This window comes from Burkholderia sp. BCC0398 (assembly GCF_902833245.1).
Lineage (GTDB): Bacteria > Pseudomonadota > Gammaproteobacteria > Burkholderiales > Burkholderiaceae > Burkholderia > Burkholderia sola.
This window is the reverse complement of the sequence record NZ_CADFEM010000013.1, coordinates 222,436-242,660: the sequence shown is the minus strand read 5'-3', so window position 1 is coordinate 242,660 and position 20,225 is coordinate 222,436. Positions and strand designations below refer to the sequence as shown.

Annotated in this window: 15 protein-coding genes; 7 read left to right on the top strand and 8 right to left on the bottom strand. The window is 68.7% G+C overall.

The genetic code is table 11. The annotated features are described in order from the left end of the window. Positions 1-335 precede the first annotated feature (335 nt). Together HWX76_RS27090 and HWX76_RS27085 are read left to right on the top strand one after the other, a co-directional pair. Positions 336-893: a DapH/DapD/GlmU-related protein gene (locus HWX76_RS27090; RefSeq protein WP_124593468.1), complete on the top strand. Its 558-nt coding sequence runs from the start codon at positions 336-338 to the stop codon at positions 891-893. A 1,643-nt stretch (positions 894-2,536) separates the two neighbouring features. After that, positions 2,537-6,109 carry an indolepyruvate ferredoxin oxidoreductase family protein gene (locus HWX76_RS27085; RefSeq protein WP_124630940.1) on the top strand — a complete coding sequence of 1,191 codons (3,573 nt, stop codon included), beginning with the start codon at positions 2,537-2,539 and terminating at the stop codon, positions 6,107-6,109. 94 nt (positions 6,110-6,203) lie between these two features. Here HWX76_RS27085 and HWX76_RS27080 read toward each other — a convergent pair whose 3' ends face one another. Together HWX76_RS27080 and HWX76_RS27075 are read right to left on the bottom strand one after the other, a co-directional pair. Next, entirely contained in the window at positions 6,204-7,625 is a 1,422-nt protein-coding gene (locus tag HWX76_RS27080; protein WP_176016587.1) for a family 1 glycosylhydrolase, read from the bottom strand. 378 nt (positions 7,626-8,003) lie between these two features. Next, entirely contained in the window at positions 8,004-9,671 is a 1,668-nt protein-coding gene (locus HWX76_RS27075) for a Na+/H+ antiporter (RefSeq protein WP_050014333.1), read from the bottom strand. A gap of 312 nt (positions 9,672-9,983) precedes the next feature. Between HWX76_RS27075 and HWX76_RS27070 the strand changes: the two genes are divergently transcribed. From HWX76_RS27070 to HWX76_RS27050, 5 genes are all read left to right on the top strand, one after another. Next, the gene (locus tag HWX76_RS27070) at positions 9,984-11,270 is read left to right on the top strand and encodes an EAL domain-containing protein (RefSeq protein WP_124557498.1); all 1,287 of its coding nucleotides are present in this window, start codon (positions 9,984-9,986) and stop codon (positions 11,268-11,270) included. 195 nt (positions 11,271-11,465) lie between these two features. Further along, the gene (locus HWX76_RS27065; RefSeq protein ID WP_244138016.1) at positions 11,466-11,807 is read left to right on the top strand and encodes a hypothetical protein; all 342 of its coding nucleotides are present in this window, start codon (positions 11,466-11,468) and stop codon (positions 11,805-11,807) included. After that, complete coding sequence (locus HWX76_RS27060; protein ID WP_050014336.1) at positions 11,804-12,208, top strand: hypothetical protein; 405 nt, start codon at positions 11,804-11,806, stop codon at positions 12,206-12,208. The genes HWX76_RS27065 and HWX76_RS27060 overlap by 4 nt, the downstream gene beginning before the upstream one ends. Positions 12,209-12,317: 109 nt before the next feature. Continuing rightward, complete coding sequence (locus HWX76_RS27055) at positions 12,318-13,043, top strand: copper homeostasis protein CutC (protein ID WP_124593463.1); 726 nt, start codon at positions 12,318-12,320, stop codon at positions 13,041-13,043. 61 nt (positions 13,044-13,104) lie between these two features. Beyond that, on the top strand, positions 13,105-14,193 hold the full coding sequence (locus HWX76_RS27050; RefSeq protein WP_176016586.1) for a suppressor of fused domain protein: 1,089 nt from the start codon (positions 13,105-13,107) through the stop codon (positions 14,191-14,193). 23 nt (positions 14,194-14,216) lie between these two features. Here the strand turns inward: HWX76_RS27050 and HWX76_RS27045 are convergent, their stop codons facing one another. From HWX76_RS27045 to HWX76_RS27020, 6 genes are all read right to left on the bottom strand, one after another. Then, positions 14,217-15,572: an allantoin permease gene (locus tag HWX76_RS27045; RefSeq protein ID WP_006484074.1), complete on the bottom strand. Its 1,356-nt coding sequence runs from the start codon at positions 15,570-15,572 to the stop codon at positions 14,217-14,219. 221 nt (positions 15,573-15,793) lie between these two features. Beyond that, positions 15,794-16,789 carry a biotin-dependent carboxyltransferase family protein gene (locus tag HWX76_RS27040; RefSeq protein WP_006483468.1) on the bottom strand — a complete coding sequence of 332 codons (996 nt, stop codon included), beginning with the start codon at positions 16,787-16,789 and terminating at the stop codon, positions 15,794-15,796. Beyond that, complete coding sequence (locus HWX76_RS27035; RefSeq protein WP_006495445.1) at positions 16,779-17,654, bottom strand: allophanate hydrolase subunit 1; 876 nt, start codon at positions 17,652-17,654, stop codon at positions 16,779-16,781. Before HWX76_RS27035 ends, HWX76_RS27040 begins: the two co-directional genes overlap by 11 nt. Continuing rightward, complete coding sequence (locus HWX76_RS27030; RefSeq protein WP_050017777.1) at positions 17,651-19,108, bottom strand: acetyl-CoA carboxylase biotin carboxylase subunit; 1,458 nt, start codon at positions 19,106-19,108, stop codon at positions 17,651-17,653. Before HWX76_RS27030 ends, HWX76_RS27035 begins: the two co-directional genes overlap by 4 nt. Positions 19,109-19,112: 4 nt before the next feature. Further along, a complete protein-coding gene (locus tag HWX76_RS27025) occupies positions 19,113-19,355 on the bottom strand; it encodes an acetyl-CoA carboxylase (RefSeq protein ID WP_006483474.1) in 243 nt (80 codons plus the stop codon). A 22-nt stretch (positions 19,356-19,377) separates the two neighbouring features. Beyond that, the gene (locus tag HWX76_RS27020) at positions 19,378-20,160 is read right to left on the bottom strand and encodes a 5-oxoprolinase subunit PxpA (protein ID WP_050017778.1); all 783 of its coding nucleotides are present in this window, start codon (positions 20,158-20,160) and stop codon (positions 19,378-19,380) included. Positions 20,161-20,225: the final 65 nt, after the last annotated feature.

Below are 20,225 nucleotides of genomic sequence, written 5' to 3'. Positions count from 1 at the left end.
CCCGGATCATGACTGCGACTGGGGGCGAGAATCATGCCGGGCCTGGCTGGCCAAAGCCCCGATTATCGGGACGTGAAGATAGTAACGGGGCGTCCGGTTCGATTGCATCCGGTGAATCGGGCGAAATACCGCGTAGCGCCTTGCACAATGGGAGTTCAGTGGGTAACTGGTTATATAAAAACTAGTGATGAAAATTCATCGAAATCCCCGGCGTAAATCCGCATGACTACGCTATGCCCGACCCGTTCGGTCGTACCCGCACAGAGGAACGCCATCGCCGTCCGCGATCGCCGACGCATCACCCAACGCCGCACTCACCGGAGCCCCTCTCACGCATGGCAAACGACGACCGCATCACGATCATTCCGCGCAGAACGCCCGAATCGGCGGCCATGGTGGCCGAGGTTCAACGAGCAATGGCGATCACTGCGCGGCTCAACCGCCTGACGTTCGACGATGCGGCGGACGTACGCGCATTGTTCGGTGAACTGATCGGCACGCAGGTTGACGACGGTTTCACGTTGATCCCGCCGTTCTACGCAACGGGCGGCACCGGCATGAAGGTCGGGCGCAACGTGTTCGTCAACCAGAACTGCACGTTCTACGACCTGGGCGGGCTCGAGATCGGCGACGACGTGATGATCGGCCCGAACGTCAGCCTGATCACGTCCGGCCATCCGGTCGAGCCTTCGCGGCGGCGCGATTGCGTGGTCGCGAAGCCGATCGTGATCGGCCGCAACGTATGGATCGGCGCGGGCGCGACGATCATCGGCGGCGTGACGATCGGCGAGAACGCGGTCGTCGCGGCCGCAGCCGTCGTCACCCGGAACGTTCCGCCGAATACGCTGGTCGGCGGCAATCCGGCGAAGATCATTCGATCGATTGCGGAATAAAGTCGCCCGGGCCCGCGTGCCGGCGTGATGAAGCGTCGACGGAGGGATGTGGACAACCCTCCGCCAGAGCGAGTCGAAACGCTGTGCATTTGAACGGTGAGTGTGCCGCTGAGGCCGTCCGGACAAGCCATTGCGGCATTTCGCGGTTGTCGCGCGCCGGGTCGTCCGTCGATCGGCAGATGAAGATCTGGTCGTGCGCCCGGTTGTGGATATCCGGGCATCGAAACGAGTCGGCGACCTGTGGTTTTCACAGGTGAGGAGACCGGACGGTGCGCGAGACATCAAGCGGGTTGTGGACAACTCGCGGCAAGACGAAGCGAAATGCTGTGAAATTCAACGGTGAGTGTCGCGCCCGATCTGGCGGTGCGCCCGCACTGGCGTGGGTTTCCAGCCGTTGCCGTGGCTCGGGGCGACGCGCATTCTAGCCGAATGGCGTGAATGCGTGACCATCACCTCCGGGCCGCGCGACGTCGATATCCGGCTCCGGCCCCCAATCGAAGGGCTGTGCATTCTAACGGTGAGCGCAGGCGCGCGGTTCGCAACGTGCGGATTTCGATGCGCCGGTCGCCTTCTCCAGCGACTCGGCACGCTGTGTAATTCAATGGTGAGCGTCAGCTCGCGATCGGCGTGCAGCCCGTCAGGATGCGGCCGTTGGACCGCCGATGCCGCGCGAAACGGTGTTTCTGTCAGGTTCGAGCGCAAGAGCGGGAGCAACGACGATGTGCATGCTCGTGTGGATATCCGTCCGCCGAAACGACTCGCGGCACTGTGTATTTCGACGGTGAGCATCGGCGCCCGATCGGGTGATGAGCCGCTTCCGGCATGGATTGCCCGTCGTCGGTACCCTTCGAAGCGTGCCTTTGCCATACATCGGGGAGCGCCCGTCCATGTGGATATCCAGCCCACTCAAACACTCGAAGCGCTGTGGTTTTCAACGGTGAGGGTGCGCGGATGGTCACGAGGCAATGCAGATCCGAACGTGGACAACTGCCACCGCAGCCAGTCGAAGCCCAGGGTATTCGAACGGTGAGTGCGAAAGTCGGACCGACGAAACGCGCGATTTCCCATGTGGATATCCACCGCCGCAACCCACTTGCCGCGCTGTGAATTTCAACGGTGAGCGTCGCTGCCCGAGCGCCCCGCATGCCGATTCCGGATGTGGACATCCCGCCCCCGACGCCACTCGAAACGCTGTGCAATCGAACGGTGAGCGCGCGAGCCCGGTCGGCCGAAGGGCGCGACATTGTGGACATCCGTCGCCGCCGATCAATCGGAACCCTGTGCATTTCAATGGTGAGAGTGATGGTCCGATGCCGCTGAAACCCTTGTCGCACGGGCGTCGAGCGGCATTCTCCGGCCAAGCTGCGCGCCTGACGGCCCGCGCCGCCTTTTCCGCCAGACTGCCCGACCGCTGCGAAGCACCGACCCATCCCACTCCGGCACCCCGCGCGAAAACTCTCTCAAATCCCGCCAAAAAGCTGCACAGTTTTTCTCACCGCGCGCCGGTCCGAGCAAGATGAGAAAAAACATTCTCGGCGGCGCGCGAAAAAATAGAGCCATTCGCTGCCGCACTCATGCGTCACCCGGCGCCCGCCGCGCACGGCCGAGAACAGCACAACAGCACAATCCGGAGACTTCCCCACATGACCGCCCGCCTGCCCGTCGACGGCCCGCCCGCCCTGTCCGACTACCGCCTGACCGACAACCTGACCGCGACGCGCGGCCGGATCTTCCTGACCGGCACGCAGGCGTTGATCCGCCTGCTGCTGATGCAGCGCACGGTCGATACCGAGCAAGGTCTCAACACGGCCGGCTTCGTCAGCGGCTACCGCGGCTCGCCGCTCGGGATGGTCGACCAGCAGCTGTGGAAGGCGAAGAAACTCCTCGACACGAGCGGCGTGCGCTTCCTGCCCGCGATCAACGAGGAACTCGGCGGCACGGCCGTGCTCGGCACGCAGCGGGTCGAGGCCGACCCCGAACGCACGGTCGAGGGCGTGTATGCGATGTGGTACGGCAAGGGCCCGGGCGTCGATCGCGCGGGCGACGCGCTGAAGCACGGCAACGCGTACGGCTCGTCGCCGCATGGCGGCGTGCTGGTCGTCGCGGGCGACGATCACGGCTGCGTGTCGTCGTCGATGCCGCACCAGAGCGACTTCGCGATGATGGCGTGGCACATGCCGGTCGTGAACCCGTCGAACATCGCCGACATGCTCGAATTCGGCCTGTACGGCTGGGCACTGTCGCGCTACTCGGGCGCATGGGTCGGCTTCAAGGCGATCTCGGAAACGGTCGAGTCCGGCTCCACCGTCGACCTCGATGCGTTGCAGACGCGCTGGCCGGCGCCGGCAGGCTTCACGCCGCCGGCGGGCGGCCTGCACAACCGCTGGCCCGACCTGCCGAGCCTCACGATCGAGGCGCGCCTCGCGGCGAAGCTCGACGCGGTCCGCCATTTCGCGCGTGCCAACAGCATCGACAAGTGGATCGCGCCGAGCACGCACGCGAACGTCGGCATCGTCACCTGCGGCAAGGCGCACCTCGACCTGATGGAAGCGCTGCGCCGCCTCGACCTGACGGTCGCCGATCTCGACGCGGCCGGCGTGCGGATCTACAAGGTTGGCCTGTCGTATCCGCTCGAAATGACACGGATCGAAACCTTCGTCGACGGTCTGTCGGAAGTGCTCGTCATCGAGGAAAAGGGGCCGGTGATCGAGCAGCAGATCAAGGACTACCTGTACAACCGCACCGAAGGCGCGCGCCCGCGCGTGCTCGGCAAGCACGATGCGGCGGGCGCGTGCCTGCTGTCCGAACTCGGCGAACTGCGTCCGTCGCGCATCCTGCCGGTGTTCGCCGACTGGCTCGCGCGGCACAAGCCGGCGCTCGACCGCCGCGAGCGCGTCGTCGATCTCGTCGCGCCGCAGATCCTGTCGAACGAGGCCGATGCGGTGAAGCGCACGCCGTACTTCTGCTCGGGCTGCCCGCACAACACGTCGACGAAGGTGCCCGAAGGCTCGATCGCGCAGGCCGGCATCGGCTGCCACTTCATGGCGTCGTGGATGGAGCGCGACACCACCGGCCTGATCCAGATGGGCGGCGAAGGCGTCGACTGGGCCGCGCACGCGATGTTCACCAGCACGAAGCATGTGTTCCAGAACCTCGGCGATGGCACCTACTTCCACTCGGGCATCCTCGCGATCCGCCAGGCGGTCGCCGCGAAAGCGAACATCACGTACAAGATCCTCTACAACGACGCGGTCGCGATGACGGGCGGCCAGCCGGTCGACGGCAGCATCTCGGTGCCGCAGATCGCGCGGCAGGTCGAGGCGGAAGGCGTGTCGCGCTTCGTCGTCGTGTCCGACGAACCGGAGAAGTACGACGGCCATCACGGGCAGTTCCCGACCGGCACGACGTTCCATCACCGCAGCGAACTCGATGCGGTGCAGCGCGAATTGCGCGAGACGCCGGGCGTCACCGTGCTGATCTACGACCAGACCTGCGCGGCCGAGAAGCGCCGCCGCCGCAAGAAGGGCGAATTCCCCGACCCGGACAAGCGTCTGTTCATCAACGACGCGGTGTGCGAAGGCTGCGGCGACTGCGGCGTGCAGTCGAACTGCCTGTCGGTCGAGCCGCTCGAGACGCCGCTCGGCCGCAAGCGCCGCATCGACCAGTCGTCGTGCAACAAGGACTATTCGTGCGTGAACGGCTTCTGCCCGAGCTTCGTGACGGTCGAAGGCGCGGCGCTGAAGAAGGCGGCTGGCGCGGCGTTCGACGAAGCGGCGCTCGCCGCGCGCGTCGACGCGCTGCCGGTGCCGGCCACGCACCTCGACGCGGCGCCGTTCGACATGCTGGTGACCGGCGTCGGCGGCACCGGCGTCGTGACGGTCGGCGCGCTGATCAGCATGGCCGCGCACCTCGAAGGCAAGAGCGCGTCGGTGCTCGACTTCATGGGCTTCGCGCAGAAGGGCGGCTCGGTGCTGTCGTTCGTGCGGATCGCGTCGAGCGACCGCTGGCTGAACCAGGTGCGCATCGATACGCAGCAGGCCGACGTCCTGCTCGCGTGCGACATGGTGGTCGGGGCGAGCGCCGAGGCGCTGCAGACGGTGCGTCACGCGCGCACGCGGATCGTCGTCAACACGCACCGGATCCCGAACGCGTCATTCGTGCAGAACCCCGACGCGAACCTGCATGCGGATGCGCTGCTCGAGAAGATGCGCCACGCGGCCGGCGACGGCTACCTGTCGAGCTGCGACGCGCAGGCGCTCGCCGCGAAGTTCCTCGGCGATTCGATCGGCGCGAACATCCTGATGCTCGGCTACGCGTGGCAGCTCGGCCTCGTGCCGGTGTCGCTCGCCGCGATGATGCGCGCGATCGAGCTGAACAACGTCGCGGTGCCGATGAACAAGCTCGCGTTCTCGATCGGCCGGATGGCGGCCGGCGACGCGGCGGGCCTCGATGCGTTGTGGAACGCACGTCACGCGGTGGCCGCCCACGTGGCGCCGGAGACGCTCGCCGAGCTGATCGCCGATCGCGAGGCGCGCCTCGACGCGTACGGCGGCGTGCGCTACGTCGAGCGCTACCGCGCGCTGGTAAATGCGGCGCGGGCGAAGGGCGACGACGCGCTGACGCGCGCGGTTGCGACGACGTTCTACCGGCTGCTCGCGGTGAAGGACGAATACGAAGTCGCGCGGCTGTACACGGACGACGCGTTCCGCACCGCGCTCGAAGCGCAGTTCGAAGGCGTGCCGGGGCAGACGTACCGCGTGAAGTTCAACCTGGCGCCGCCGACGGTCGCGAAGGCTGGCAGCGACGGCAGCACGCCGAAGAAGCGCGTGTTCGGCCAGTGGATGTGGCCGGTGCTCGGCATGCTCGCGCGCGTGCGCAGCCTGCGCGGCACGTGGCTCGATCCGTTCGGCCGCACGGTCGAGCGGAAGATGGAGCGCGCGCTGGCCGACGACTACGAGACGACGCTCACGCGTGCGTTCGCCGCGATGACCCCCGGCAACGCGGCGCAGGTCGTGCAACTGGCCGACCTGCACGCGCGCGTGCGCGGCTTCGGTCACGTGAAGGTGCGCAACCTGGCCGGCGTGAAGCGCGCGGAACGCGAGCTCGCGCTGCAGCTCGGCATCGACGCGGCGACGAGCGCGGCCGTTCAGCACGCGCTCGACGAGATGAAGGGCGCGGGGATGCTGAAGGGGATTCCGGTCGTCGTCGCGAAGTAACGCGAACGCGCGGCGCGGCAATCGGGTGCCGCGCCACGCGACGGCTGGCGGGCGCGTCGGCTCGCGGCATCCTCGCCCGCGTCGCTCTTGCCGCCTACGCGACGCGATTGCCGGCGATGCAGCGCGAGTAGTACGCGAGACTGCGTTTCGGCAGGCGTTCCTGCGTTGCCGGGTCGACGTGGACCAGCCCGAATTTCTTCGCGAAGCCGCTCGACCATTCCCAGCTGTCCATGCCGGCCCAGCAGAACAGTCCGCCCAGGCGGACGCCCTGCCGATACGCATCGTGCGCGGCGTTCAGATAGCGCGCGAGATAGTCGATGCGCGGGCCGTCGTCGACGAAACCGCCGCTTGGCGCGGGTTCGGCGATCGCGAACCCGGTCTCGGTGACGAGGATGCGCGGTGCGCCATAGTCGCGGTGGACGCGCAGCAGCATCTCGGACATCCCGTACGGCTCGACCGGGTAGCCCATCGTCTGGATTTCGTTTGCCGGGCTGGCGGCCAGCGCGAAGCCCGTGCCGCCGGCGCCGGCCTTCACGTAGAAGCAGTTGTAATACTGCACGCCGAGAAAATCCGGGTTCGCGGCGATCGTCGTCATGTCGCCCGGCCGGACGAGCGGCGCCAGCGCCGTCTGCAGCTCTGCCGGATAGCCCTTGCCGTACAGCGGATCGAGAAACGCGCGATGCCAGATCGCATCGAACTGCGCGGCGGCGGACTGGTCGGCGGCCGAATTCGTCACCGCGAGGACGGGCCGCCCGCTGATCGTCGTGCCGATCTGCGCGGCGCCCCGCACGTTCGCGCGCACGGCCTGGAACATCAATCCCTGCGCGAGATTCTGATGGTGGATCGCGGCGAACATCGCCCCCATCGACTGCGCACGCGGCGGCGATGCGCCGTACGCGTAGCCCGACAGCGCGACGCCGTTCGGTTCGTTCAGCATCATCCAGTGCTTGACGCGATCGCCGACGCGGCGCGCCACGATCTGCGCGTAGTCGGCCAGCCGGTACGCGATGTCGCGGTCGCGGAAATCGCCGGCCCATACGGGGATGTCCCAGTGAAACAACGTCAGGTACGGCGTGAGGTTGCGCGCCAGCATCGCATCGACCATGCGGTCATAGGTGGCAAGCCCCGCTTCGCTCGGCGTGCCGGCGCCGTCCGGCTGCACGCGCGGCCATGCGGTCGAGAAACGGAACGCCCGGACGCCCGCGTTCGCGAGCAGCGACAAGTCGCCCGGGTAGCGTTGCTCGAATTCGATGCAGCGTGCGTTCGTCGAGCCGTCGGCGATCGTGCCGGGCTGGTCGGCGAACACATCCCAGTTGCTTCGGCCTCGGCCGTCGCGGCTTTCGATTTGCGGCGCGGCGGTGGCGATGCCCCACACGAAATCGTTGGCGAAGCGGGCCGATGCGTCCGCGGAGTCGATCGAATCGCCGCCGCAGGCGGACAGCATGCCGCTGCCGAGGGCGGCGGCGCCTTGTGCGAGAAAGCGTCGCCGGCTCTGGAGCGAGAGGGGTTTGATCATGGGTTCGGTCGTTTCGCGCGGAATGACGTGCGCATTTTGATTAGGAGAGCAATTAAATGGGCATGGAGCCGGGGACACTTCGCATGCATCGCATCAACGATTCCGCGCGGCCCCGGTTAGCGATGACGCGTGACGAGACCGATTTGCATGGCGTCGATCGTCTCGACGCACGAGCGGGAATCGGTATCGCGTCGGCGTGCAGAAAATAATAAGGATGTATTGTTTAATTTTTTTGAAAGCTGCTGAAGACCGCGCCGCGCATGCATCGGCCAAAACAACGAGGCCGAGCGCCGTATGACACGGGGCTCGGCCTCGGGCTGCCGGCAGGCAGGGGCTTCACACGCGGCTGCACGGTCGGCGCACCGCGCTGCCTTACTGTCAGACGATCCCTTTCTTGCGCGTCGACAGCGCGGTTTCCGACAGGTCGATCTCGCGAATCAGCTTCGTCAGCGTCTCGTCGGAAATCTTGCTGTCGCCGCGCAGCCGGTACAGCGCCGAGCGTTCCGCGCGCACGGCCGCGATCCGCATCTGCAGCTCCATCGTTTCGGCCTGCTTCGCTTCCGCGCGCGGCGTGGGGCCATCGTCGGCCAGCGCGGCGAGCCGTCGGCGGTATTGATCCATCACGCGTGCGGAGATGTCCGCGCAGCGCGCCGCGCCCGATTCGTCGAGATCGGTCGAGATCGCGTCGTGCGACGCATCGATCGCGCGGATCGCGGCCTGCGCGGCGGCCGAGCGTGCGATGCGCTCCTCGTCGCCGAGCGGGTTGCGCGACGAGCGCACGCCGCGCAGCAGCAGCGGCAGGCCGATCACCGCGACGATCAGCGAGCCGAGGATCACGGCCGACGCGATGAAGACCGCGGTGTCGCGGCCCGGCAGCGGCGCGCCGTCGGACAGCGCGACCGGGATCGACAGCACGCCGGCGAGCGTGACCGCGCCGCGCACGCCGCCGACCGTCATCACCGCGATCGTGCGCACGCCGGCCATCGTGCCGGCGAGGCCATGGCGCGCGGCGCGGCGGCTCGCGAACCAGCGCAGCAGCCACACCCACAGGAAGCGGATCGCATACAGCGCGAGCATCATCGCGCACACGTTGAAGATCATCCGGCCGACCAGCGCGTCGCTCGTATGGTGCGCGTCGACGAGCGCACGGCCGATGATGTGCGGCAGCTGCAGCCCGAGCATGATGAACACCATGCCGTTGAACACGAACTCGATCAGCGCCCACGTGCTTTCGGCGCGCACGCGCGACGCGACGGTGCTTTTACGCGAGAAGCTCGTGTAGTTCATCATCATCCCGGCCGACACGGCCGCGAGCACGCCCGACAGGTCGAGGTGCTCGGCGAACAGGTAGGCCGCGAACGGCACCAGCAGCGTCATCACGATGCCGGGCGCCGGGTCGCCTTCCTGCTCGGCATTCAGGAAGCGCGTCGACAGCGCGCTGAATAGCCACGCGACGATCGCGCCCGTCGCGAGCCCGCCGGCCGCGACGATCACGAACGTGACCGACGCGGCGCGCAGCGAGAATACGCCCGTCAGCGCGGCCGCGATCGCGAATTTCAGCGCGACGAGGCCCGACGCGTCGTTCATCAGCGCCTCGCCTTCGAGGATGTGCATCAGTTGCGGCGGAATGCGACCCTTGCCGGCGATCCCGGACAGCGCGACCGCGTCGGTCGGCGACAGCACCGCCGCGAGCGCGAACGCGATCGGCAGCGGCAACTCGGGAATCAGCCAATGCGCGAAGTAGCCGACTGCGAGTACCGTCATGAACACGAGCCCGAACGCGAGCATCAGGATCGCGCGGCGCTGCAGGTAAAGCTCGCGTTTCGGAATCCGCCAGCCGTCCGCGAACAGCAGCGGCGGAATGAACAGCAGCATGAAGATCTCGGGGTCGAACGTGACGTGCAGGTTCAGCTTCGGCCACGCGAGCATCGCGCCGAACGCGATCTGCATCAGCGGCAGCGGCAGTTGCAACGGCAGGAGACGCGTGACGGCGCCGGACAGCGCGACGGTCAGCAGCAGGATGAGGACTGTGAAAACGATTTCCATCGAGACGGCGAATAACGCGGAATGAAACGATCGTACGGAGTGTAGCGTGCCGGCGTAACGGGTGCGCTCGAGTGGCCGGTGCGTGCGCACGGGAATGGTGCGTCGAACACGCGCCACGGTGGTGCGGCGGCCCGGCACAGCCGCATGGCGCACGGGTTGTCGGCACCTCGCACGGAGCTTGCTTGAGGGAGAGCAGCCGCCCGGCTTGCGCCGGGTCACCGAGGGTCCAACCAATGACATGGCGCGCCGTCCCGTTCGTCGTTTTCGCCGGACGCCGGACGTCGCGTTCGACTGCATCACCAGGAGGAAGGCATGACGATCGTGCAACAGGAGCGTCCGGCCGCCGCGTCGCCGTACCGGTTCGAGCGGGAGATGAGCTCGGGCTTGGAACGGCTGGCGACGCAGCACCGCGACCTGACGCTCACGACCGTGTTCCAGCCGATATTCAGCCTGTCGCACCAGCGTGCGGTGGGCTACGAGGCGCTGCTGCGCGCACACGATGCGCTCGACCGCCCCGTGTCGCCGCTCGACGTGTTCGGCGAAGCCGCGCGCCGGGACGAACTGCTGCAGCTCGACCGGCTCGCGCAGGCGCTGCATCTGGAGAACTTCGCGCTGCTCGGCGCGGAGCGCGAGTGGCTGTTTCTCAACGTCCATCCGGGCGTGCTGACCGATCCGTTCCAGGCGGCCGCGCTGCTCGCGAACCTGAAGCGGCTCGGCATGCCGCCGCGCCGCATCGTGCTCGAAGTGCTCGAACAGCGCGCGGAGGACGTCGAGCGGCTCGCGGAGGCCGTGCGCGAGTTCCGCACGCACGGCTTCCTGATCGCGCTCGACGATTTCGGCGCGGGTCACTCGAACCTCGAACGGATCTGGCAGTTGAACCCGGACATCGTGAAGCTCGACCGGATCATGCTGTCGCACGCGGCGCACCGCACGGGGCTCACCGCGATCCTGCACGGGCTCGTGACGCTGCTGCACGAGGCCGGCAAGCTGGTGCTCGTCGAAGGGATCGAGACCGAGCACGAAGCGCAGATCGCGCTGTCGTGCGAGGCCGATTTCGTGCAGGGCTACTACTTCGGCCGCCCGGCGCCGGGGCTGCCCGACAGCGCGGCCGCGACCGGCTGCATCGGCGAGCTGACCGAGCGCTTTCGTCAGCAGACCGAAGCGCGCGAGCGGCGCGACGCGCAGCGGCTCGCACCGTACCTGCGCGCGTTCGAACGGGCGGCCGAGCGCCTCGCGGGCGGCGAGCCGCTCGACGAGGTGTGCTGGAACTTCCTCGCGCTGGACGCGGCCGCACGCTGCTTCCTGCTCGACGCGCAGGGCCGGCAGTCGGGCCGCAACGTCGTGCTGCGCGCCGATCGCGCGCTCGCCGAGGCGCGCTTTTCGCCGCTGGCGGACGCGCAGGGTGCGAACTGGCTGCGCCGGCCGTATTTCCGCTCGGCGATCGCCGAACCGGGGCGCGTGCAGGTCACGCGGCCGTACCTGTCGATCAACGAGGCGCAGCCGTGCGTGACGCTGTCGGTGGCCGTGCGCGTCGGCGATGCGCAGCGCGTGCTGTGCGGCGATATCGACTGGATCGACGAGGACGCGCAAGCGGCGTAGCGGCACACGGTCGGGATGCGGCGACCGACGGCGCGGGGGCGGCCGTTGCGTTCGCCGCGCGCTTCCCCGACAATGGCGCGACCGCGGCCGTCGTGACCGCGCGCGCCGTCCCGGGGGCCACCATGGCGGCGAATATAAAAGGAAAACGCCAAGAAGCGACCGATTTCGCTGACCATCCTCGCGTGGATCATCATCGTGACCAACGCGATCACCTGCGTCTATACGCCGTTCTCGATCGGCATGCCGACCACCCAGGCGCTGATGTCGCACTACCTGCTGCCCGTGTGGGCGACGTTCGGCATCAGCATGATCGTCGAGGCCGCGAATGTCGTGATCGGCATCGCGATCCTCAAGGGGCGCGAATGGTCGCGCAACGCCTATATCGTGACGTTCGTGTTCGGCATCGCGTTCTCGTTGATCAACATGCCGGCGTCGATGCTCGCAGTGCTGATCCCGGGCGTCCTGCTGTTCGCGGTGTTCGTCTACCTGCTGTTCCGGCGCCCGGCGACCGCGTATTTCCGGCAGGCCGTTGCGTGAGCGTCGTGCGTAACGCGCTGGCGATCGTGCTGTTCTCGATCGCCGGCTTCTGCGTGATCGCCGCGCAGATGATCGCGTTCATGAAGGTCGGTCAGGCGGGCGCGACGACCGTATTCGTCGCCGTGCTGTTCGCGGTGTCGGCCGTGCTGCTCGCCGCGGGCATGTTTGCCGGCGCATTCCGGCCGCGTGCGCGCGGCGCGGGCATCGTGCTGCTCGTCGCGGCCGCGACCACCGCCTTCGGGATGATCGGCTGGGCGATGCTCGTGCTCACGCCGGCGATCGTCGACGTGATGCAGCAGCAGGGCGCGTACTTCAACGCGCGCATGTTCCGGTTCGTACCCGGCACTGCCGTCACGGCGTTGTCCGCGCTCGTCGGCGTCTGGCTCGTGCGGCGCGGCTGACGTACCGGGCTGAAATGCGCGGCTGAAGTCTGCGGCGGCCAGCACGCTGGCGTCCGTCGCGCGGCTCGGCTAGGATGCGCGAATTGTCCAGACGATTCGCGGGCCGCCCATGAACCGACATGCCGCTTCTCCCATTCTCCTCGAAGTGATCGCCACGACCGTCGGCGATGCGAAGGTCGCCGCCCGCGCGGGCGCCGACCGTCTAGAACTCGTGACCGCGATCACCGAAGGCGGGCTGACGCCGAGCGTCGGCCTGATCGAGGCCGTCGTGGCCGCCGTGCCGATTCCCGTCAACGTGATCGTGCGTCCGCACAGCCGCTCGTTCGTCTATGACGCCGACGACCTGCGCGTGATCGAGCGCGACGTGCGCGCGGCAGTCGCGGCCGGCGCGAACGGCGTCGTGTTCGGCGCGCTCGATCCGCGCGGCGACGTCGATCTCGGCGCGCTCGCCCGGATCGCGGCCGCCGCCGACGGGCGCGCGCTCACGTTCCACCGCGCGTTCGACGTCGCGCGCGATCTGAACGCCGCGTTCGACGCGCTGCTGCGCGTGCCGGCCGTCACGTCCGTGCTGACGTCGGGTGGCCATCCGTCGGTGCTCGACGCGGTCGCGACGATCACGCGGCTCGTGCGGCAGGCGGCGGGCACGACCTGCACGGTGCTGGCCGGCTCCGGGCTCACGATCGACGCGGTCGGCGATTTCGTGCGCGCCACCGGCGTGCGCGCGGTGCATTTCGGTTCGGGCGTGCGGCCGCGCGGCGAGGTGCTGGCGCCCGTCGACGCGCTGCACGTCGAGCGCGTGCGCGCGGCGCTCGACGGCGCGGCGTCGCACGTGTGACGTACGTTCCGACACCGCACGACACAAACACGACACGACATCATCGGGGAGAGCGGGCCACATGACGGACGCCACGCACGACACGCACGACGGCGCGGACGACGATGCCGCGCCCGGCTGGGACGCGATCGACGCCGCGCTCGCGCGCCTTTATCCGGGGCAGGAGCCGAAGCACTACGGCACGCTGGTCAAGTGGCGGCTCGGCGGCCCCGATCCGCTCGACGGGATCAGCGTGTGGCGGCGCGCGGCGCCCGTGCCGCACTGGCATTTCGTCACGTACGGGCTGAGCGAGCTGTATGCGAAGGAGTCGGACGATCCGGCCGTCAGCGGCTTCGGCTTCGAGCTGACGATGCGCGTCGCGTGCGTGGCTGGCGACGACGAGCCGCCGCGCTGGGTGTTCAGCTTCCTGCAGAATCTCGCGCGCTACGTGTTCCAGAGCGGCAACGCGTTCGACGACGGCCACTGGATGACGGCCAACGGCCCGATCGCGCTCGATACCGATACGGCGCTCTGTTCGATGGGCTTCGCGTTCGATCCGGAGCTGCCGGCGATCGACACGCCGCACGGCCGTCTCGCGTTCCTGCAGGTCGTCGGGCTGACGCTCGACGAGGAACGCGCCGCGAAGCGCTGGCGCACGCGTGCGCTGCTCGACACGCTGCTGCCGCACATGCCGCTGTGGGTGACCGATCTCGTCCGCGCGTCGCTGCTCGAACGCGCGGACGTGCGCGAGCAGGTCGACGCGGGCACGCAGCGCGACGGCCCGGCGAGCGGTTACCTGTTCACCGACGTGCTCGGCTGGGGCACCCGCAAGCGGCTGCTGCGCGCGCCGGTGATCGAGATCACCGTCGGCGCGCGGCAGGTCGACGAACTCGTCACGCTACTGCCGCTGCGGCTGCCGTTCGACCGGCCGTTTCGCCTCGTCGGTCACGACGGCGCGGTGCGGTTCGTGCGCGGCGACGCGAACGGCGTGAGCGACGAAGACGGCACGCTGACGCTGCGGCTCACCGACGCGACGGTGCAGGCGCTGGCGCGCACGCTGAAGCCGCGCGCCGGCGAGTATGCGATCGACGGGCTCGACGGCGTGCGCTGGCGGGTCGAGCCGACGGTGATCCGCGACGCGCAGGGCCATCCGGTGCAGACGATCGGCTAGGGCCGGCGCCGAGCCGCGGCGCGTCACGTGTTGCGCACGAACCAGGTCCGCTTCGCGGTGCCGAGCAGCGCGCGATAGACGAGCCACGACACGACGAAGGTGGCCGGCGCCGACAGCGACGCGGCGAACCCGGTCGCCTGGTTCAGCGCGAGCCCCGCGAACGCGCCCGCGAACCACGCGGTCAGGCCGCCCGGATTGAACACCGGCACGTGCGCGTCGCGGCATTCGACGTCGTCGCCGACGAGCTGCCCGTAGCGCGCCGACAGGATGTGCGCGAGCGCGACGCCGACCCACGCGACGACGAAGATGCCCTGGTACGCGAGCGCTTGCAGGATCCGCGAGAAGATGTCGGCCATCATCAGCGCATAGACGACCGCGCCGACCACGACCGCCCACACGAATTTCGGCGCGCGCAGCCCCGCGACCTTCTGGAAGAACGCCTGCATGTTGACGGTCGCGAGGTAGTAGTTCGCGGTATTGATGCGAGACTGCGTGACCCACACGAACAGCAGCCCCCACACGCCCATCAGCTTCAGCAGCGCGAGCACGACCGACACTTCCGACAGCGTGCCGAGCCCGGGAATCGTGCTGACGAGATAGATGCCGGCCGCGCCGTTGACGAGGAACGTGACGAGGTAGAACGGCATCCCGAAGTTGAAGCGGCCGTGATAGCGGGCGTCGGCCTTGCGGCCGAAGCGCGCGTAGTCGAACGTGAACATCATCAGCACCCATACGCCCATGTAGTAGACGAAGCACTGCCACCAGCCGCCGGCCGGGGCGCCGCCCGCCGGCCCGAAATCGAGCCACGCGGCGTGATAGCCGTACTCGGCCGTCGCGAGCCCGACCGCTGCGAGCAACCCGAACAGGTAGAACGGCAGCAGCACGCCGTTGAACTTGTCGAGCCAGTGCTGCACGCTGCCGAACACGAGCGGCACGCTGTAGCAGACGACGATCAGCGCGGCCCACTTGTAGTCGAGCGCCGGAAACTGATGATGCGCGGCGACCGCGATCACCGAGCCCTCGAACACCGCGTAGTAGATCGCCGTCGCGAAGAAGATCAGCGTCGCGAGCGCCGCACCCGCGCTGCCGAACAGCACGCGCGAGAACAGCGCGACCGACAGGCCGGTACGGATCGCGTAGCGGCTGATGATCGAATTGACGATGCCGTACGAGACGACCGACAGCGCCATCCCGATCAGCGCATTGCGCGCGCCGTAGGTGAGCGCGAGCGTCGCACCGACGACGATGTAGAACACCGCGCTGCAGACGGCCCACCACGCCATCGTCAGCGCAAAGGGCGGCATGCGTGCGTGATCGGGAATGGCGAGCGTCGACAGGTCGAGATCCTCGTCGGTGCGGGCCTGAGCCAGGTTGGCCATGAGCGTGCTCCTCGATGAGCGAAACAGCGGACGACGTCTGGGCCGCGGCCCATGCGAGCCGCGGGGTTGCCCCGACGTCGGGGCGGGCAACCGGTCCGGCGAAAACGGCGCGCAGGCGTCCCCGCCGCGCCGCGCGCGGCCGCACGGACGGGAAACGGAAGCGAAGGATGAAAGCGGAGGGCGGCGCGCGGCGCCCGGCGCGACGGCCGGGCGCGTGGCGCTCAGTCCTTCAGTACGGCGCGCAGCAGCGCGAGGCGCCGCTGGTACTCGCGGCGCGCGGCGAGCGCGTCGGCCATCGTCACGCGCACGAAGCGCGCGCGATGGTTCGGCTGCATCTGGCCGATCAGGTCCATGTCGGCGCTGATGACCGTGCCTATCGTCGCGTAGCCGCCGCCCGACACCGCATCGCGATGCAGGATGATCGGCTCGACCCCGGCCGGCACCTGGATCGAGCCGATCGGATAGCACGCGTCGACGATGTTCGACGGATCGGCCCCGGCGCCGAACGGCTGCTCGCGCGGCCGGAACTGCAGCGGCCGGCCGTTCTTGTAGCGGTAGCCGATGCGGTCCGCCTCGGGCGCGACCGTCCATTCGTCATCGAAGAACGTGTGCGCCGACGCGTCGGTGAGCCGGTAGTGGTACAGCCCCGGCAGCACGCGCAGTTCGACCTGGCTGTCCAGCGGCCGGCTGACCGACGCCGGCAGTTCGCGCCCTTCGCGAAGCGTGCCGCGCGCCGCGCCGATCGGCAAACGGTCGCCTTTCTGCAGGCGCCGGCCCGCGTGGCCGCCGATCGCGCCGAGCGTGTAGGTCGAGCGGCTGCCGAGCACGACCGGCACGTCGATGCCACCCGCGACGGCCAGGTACGCGCGGGCGCCACCCTTCACGTAGGCGAACGACAGCACGCTGCCCGCGCGAATCCACAGCGCGACGTTGCAGCGCTGCCCGACGCCGTCGATCTTCGGGGTCATCTCGGCGCCCGTGACGGCGACCAGCGCGTCCGCATGGAACAGCAGCTCCGGGCCGAGCAGCGTGCATTCGAGCACGGCCGCCTGTTCCGGATTGCCGACCAGCAGGTTCGCCGCGCGCGACGCGTACTGGTCGAGCGAGCCCGACGGCGGGATGCCGACGTGGTAGTAGCCTTGCCGGCCCGTATCCTGGACCGACGTCGCGAGGCCGGGTTTCACGACCTCGATCAGGTTGTGCGCGTCAGCGGGCATGCAGCACCTCGACGAGAGAACGGTTGACCGCATCGGGATCGCGCCGGAACGCGTCGAGCGAGAATTTCACGGGGCGCACGCGCAGCGAGAAGGTACCCGCTTCGACGGCCGCCACCGCGGCGTCATAGGCGTCGCGATCGATCGGCTGGAACTTCACGATGTCGCCGGGCCGGAAGAACACCATGAAATCGCGCAGGTAGTCGAGCCGCTGCGCGGGATCGAAGATCGGCGCCGGCGTCACGCCGAACATCTGGTAGCCGCCCGCGCCGCGCACCGAGTAGATGCAACCGAAGCAGCCGCCGTGGCCGACCGTCAGCTTCGGCGTGTCGGTGCGCGGCCGCAGGTATTTCGGTACTTCGAGCTGGCGTGCGCGCTCGACCATCTGGTACATGAACGGCAGGCCCGCGACGAAGCCGACCATCGACACGAACCACGGCGAGCCCGAGTGCGCGGCGATGAAGTCGTCGACGTCGCGCTTGCCGTTGATCCGCGCCGCATATTCGAGGTCGGTCGACGACGGGTCCTGGTGACGCTCGCGAAACCGCATCAGCGTCTCGTGCGTCCACGGGTCGTTGTACAGCACCGGCACCTCGACGATGCGCGTATCGAGTTCGAGCGGCGCGTCGCCGACCTCGGCCTCGATCGCCTTGAGCAGCGCGACGAGCGTGTCGGGCTCGATCACGTCCGGGTCGTAGCGCACCTGGTAGGACGCGTTCGCCGGACAGATCTCGGTAATGCCCGGCACCGCGCGCCGCTGCAATTCGCGCGTGATCGCCGTGCCCTTGAAGAAGGCGTCGAGCGACATCGCCTCGCTGATCTCGACGAACACGAATTCGTCGCCGCCGAACGTATAACGGGTCGTCACAGGGCCTCCCCGACGCGCGCGGCGTCCGCAGTTTCGTGCTGCCGGGCGGCGGCCGTCGCGGCCTCGCGCCATGACGGCATCCACGCTTCGAGAAAATTCGTGTGATAGCGGCCCGCGCGCACGTCGTCGTCCGCGAGCAGCGCGACGTGCAGCGGCGCGGTGGTCTTCAGGCCGCCGACCTGCAGCTCGCCGAGCGCGCGAGACAGACGCCGCAATGCGGCCGCGCGGCTCTCGTCGTGCACGATCAGCTTCGCGAGCAGCGAATCATAGAACGGCGGCACGACGTAGCCCGGGTAGAGCAGCGAATCGACGCGCACGCCGGGCCCGGTCGGCCACACCAGTGCGTCGATCCGGCCCGGATTCGGGCGGAAATCCTGCAGCGGATCTTCCGCGTTGATCCGGCATTCGAGCGCGGCGCCGCGCATCGCGATGTCGGCCTGCGCGAACCGCAGCCGCTCGCCGTCGGCGATGCGCAGCGTTTCGCGCACGAGATCGATGCCGGTGATCGCCTCGGTCACCGGATGCTCGACCTGGATGCGCGTGTTCATCTCGATGAAGTAGAACTCGCCGCGCGCATCGTCGAACAGGTATTCGAGCGTGCCCGCGCTGCGGTAGCCGACCTCGCGCGCGAGCCGCGTGGCCGACGCGCACAGCGCGTCGCGCTGCGCCGGCGTGAGCGACGGCGACGGCGCTTCCTCGAGGATCTTCTGGCGGCGCCGCTGCAGCGAGCATTCGCGCTCGAACAGGTGGACGACGTCGCGGCCGTCGCCGAGCACCTGCACCTCGATGTGCCGCGCCCGCGCGATGAAGCGTTCGAGATAGACGCCGCCGTCGCCGAACGCGGCCTGCGCCTCGCGCTGCGCGAGCGGCAGTTCGGCGTCGAGCTGCGCGGCGTCGTGCGCGACGCGGATGCCGCGCCCGCCGCCGCCCGCGGCCGCCTTGATCATGATCGGATAGCCGATGCGCGCGGCGACCGCGCGGGCCGCGTCGAGCGACTGGACGACGCCGTCGCTGCCGGGCACGGTCGGCACGTTCGCGCGCCGCGCGGTGTCGCGGGCGCGCGCCTTGTCGCCCATCGTCGCGATCACCTGCGCGTCCGGGCCGACGAAGATCAGCCCGGCCGCCTCGACCTGCGCGGCGAAGGCCGCGTTCTCGGACAGGAAGCCGTAGCCCGGATGGATCGCGTCCGCGCCGCATTGCCGCGCGGCGTCGAGGATCGCGGCCGGATTCAGATAGCTCTTCGCCGCATGCGACGACCCGATGTGGATCGCTTCGTCGGCCATGCGCGCGGCGAGGCTGTCGCGGTCCGCGTCGCTGACCACGGCGACCGCACGCATGCCGAGCTCGCGTGCCGCGCGGATCACGCGCACCGCGATTTCGCCGCGGTTCGCGACCAGCACGGTCTTGATCCGCGACGGTCGATAGAAGGTGTCGGGGGCGTTTGCCGGCTTCATCGCATCACCCCTCGATCCGCATCAGCACCTGGCCGGCGTCGACCGGCTCGCCATCGTCGACGAGCAGCTCGACGACGCGGCCCGCCGCATCGGCTTCGATCTCGGTGAACTGCTTCATCACTTCGACGAGGCCGACCACCGCGCCGGCCGCGACCGTCGCATTCACCGCGACGTAGTAGTCCGCCTCGGGCGACGGGCGTCGGTAGAACGTGCCCGGCAGCGGGCTGACGATGTCGTGCAATGCCATCTTGCGTCTCCTTGAATCGGGTTCAGTGATGAGCGGCGAGCGGTTGCGGGCCGGCGGTCCGGATGCCTTCGCGGACCAGCGCGTCGCGCGTTTCGCGCACGAGTTCGAGCGCGCCGGGCGTGTCGCTGTGGATGCAGACCGAATCGAAATCGATGTCGATGTCGTCGCCGTCGATCGTGCGCACCTTGCCGTCGATGCACGCACGCAGCACCTTGTCGGCCACCTGCTGCGGGTCGGGGCGCCCGACGCGGCGCGTGAACACGATGGAGCCGCTGCGGTCGTAGTCGCGATCGGCGTAGAACTCGCGGATCACCGGCTGTTCGTACTCCCGCGCCACGCGATACGTGACCGACGCTTCCATGCAGTACAGCCACAGGCCGGGATCGACGCGCTGCAGCGTCTCGATCAGCAGCCGCGAGAACGCCTCGTTGGCCGCCGCGTGCATGTAGAGCGCGCCGTGCGGCTTGACGTGCTGCAGGCCCACGCCGTTGAGCCGCGCGAACTCGCGCAGCGCGCCGAGCTGATACAGGATGTCGTGGACGAGCGCCTGCGGCGTTTCGGTGATCGTGCGGCGACCGAAGCCCGCCAGATCGCGAAAGCCCGGATGCGCGCCGATCCCGACGCCGGCGTCGCGCGCGAGCTGCACCGTGCGCGCCATGATGTTCGGGTCGCCGGCATGAAAACCGGTGGCGATGTTCGCCGAGCTGATGAGCGGCATGATCTGCTCGTCGACGCCGTCGCCGATCGTCCACGGGCCGAAACCTTCGCCCATGTCCGAATTCAGGTCGACACTGTGCTTCCTCATACGGTTCGTTCCTCCAGGTTCTCCGGTTTCGCGTGCGCTGCAGCGCGTGTCGACACCGTGTTGAA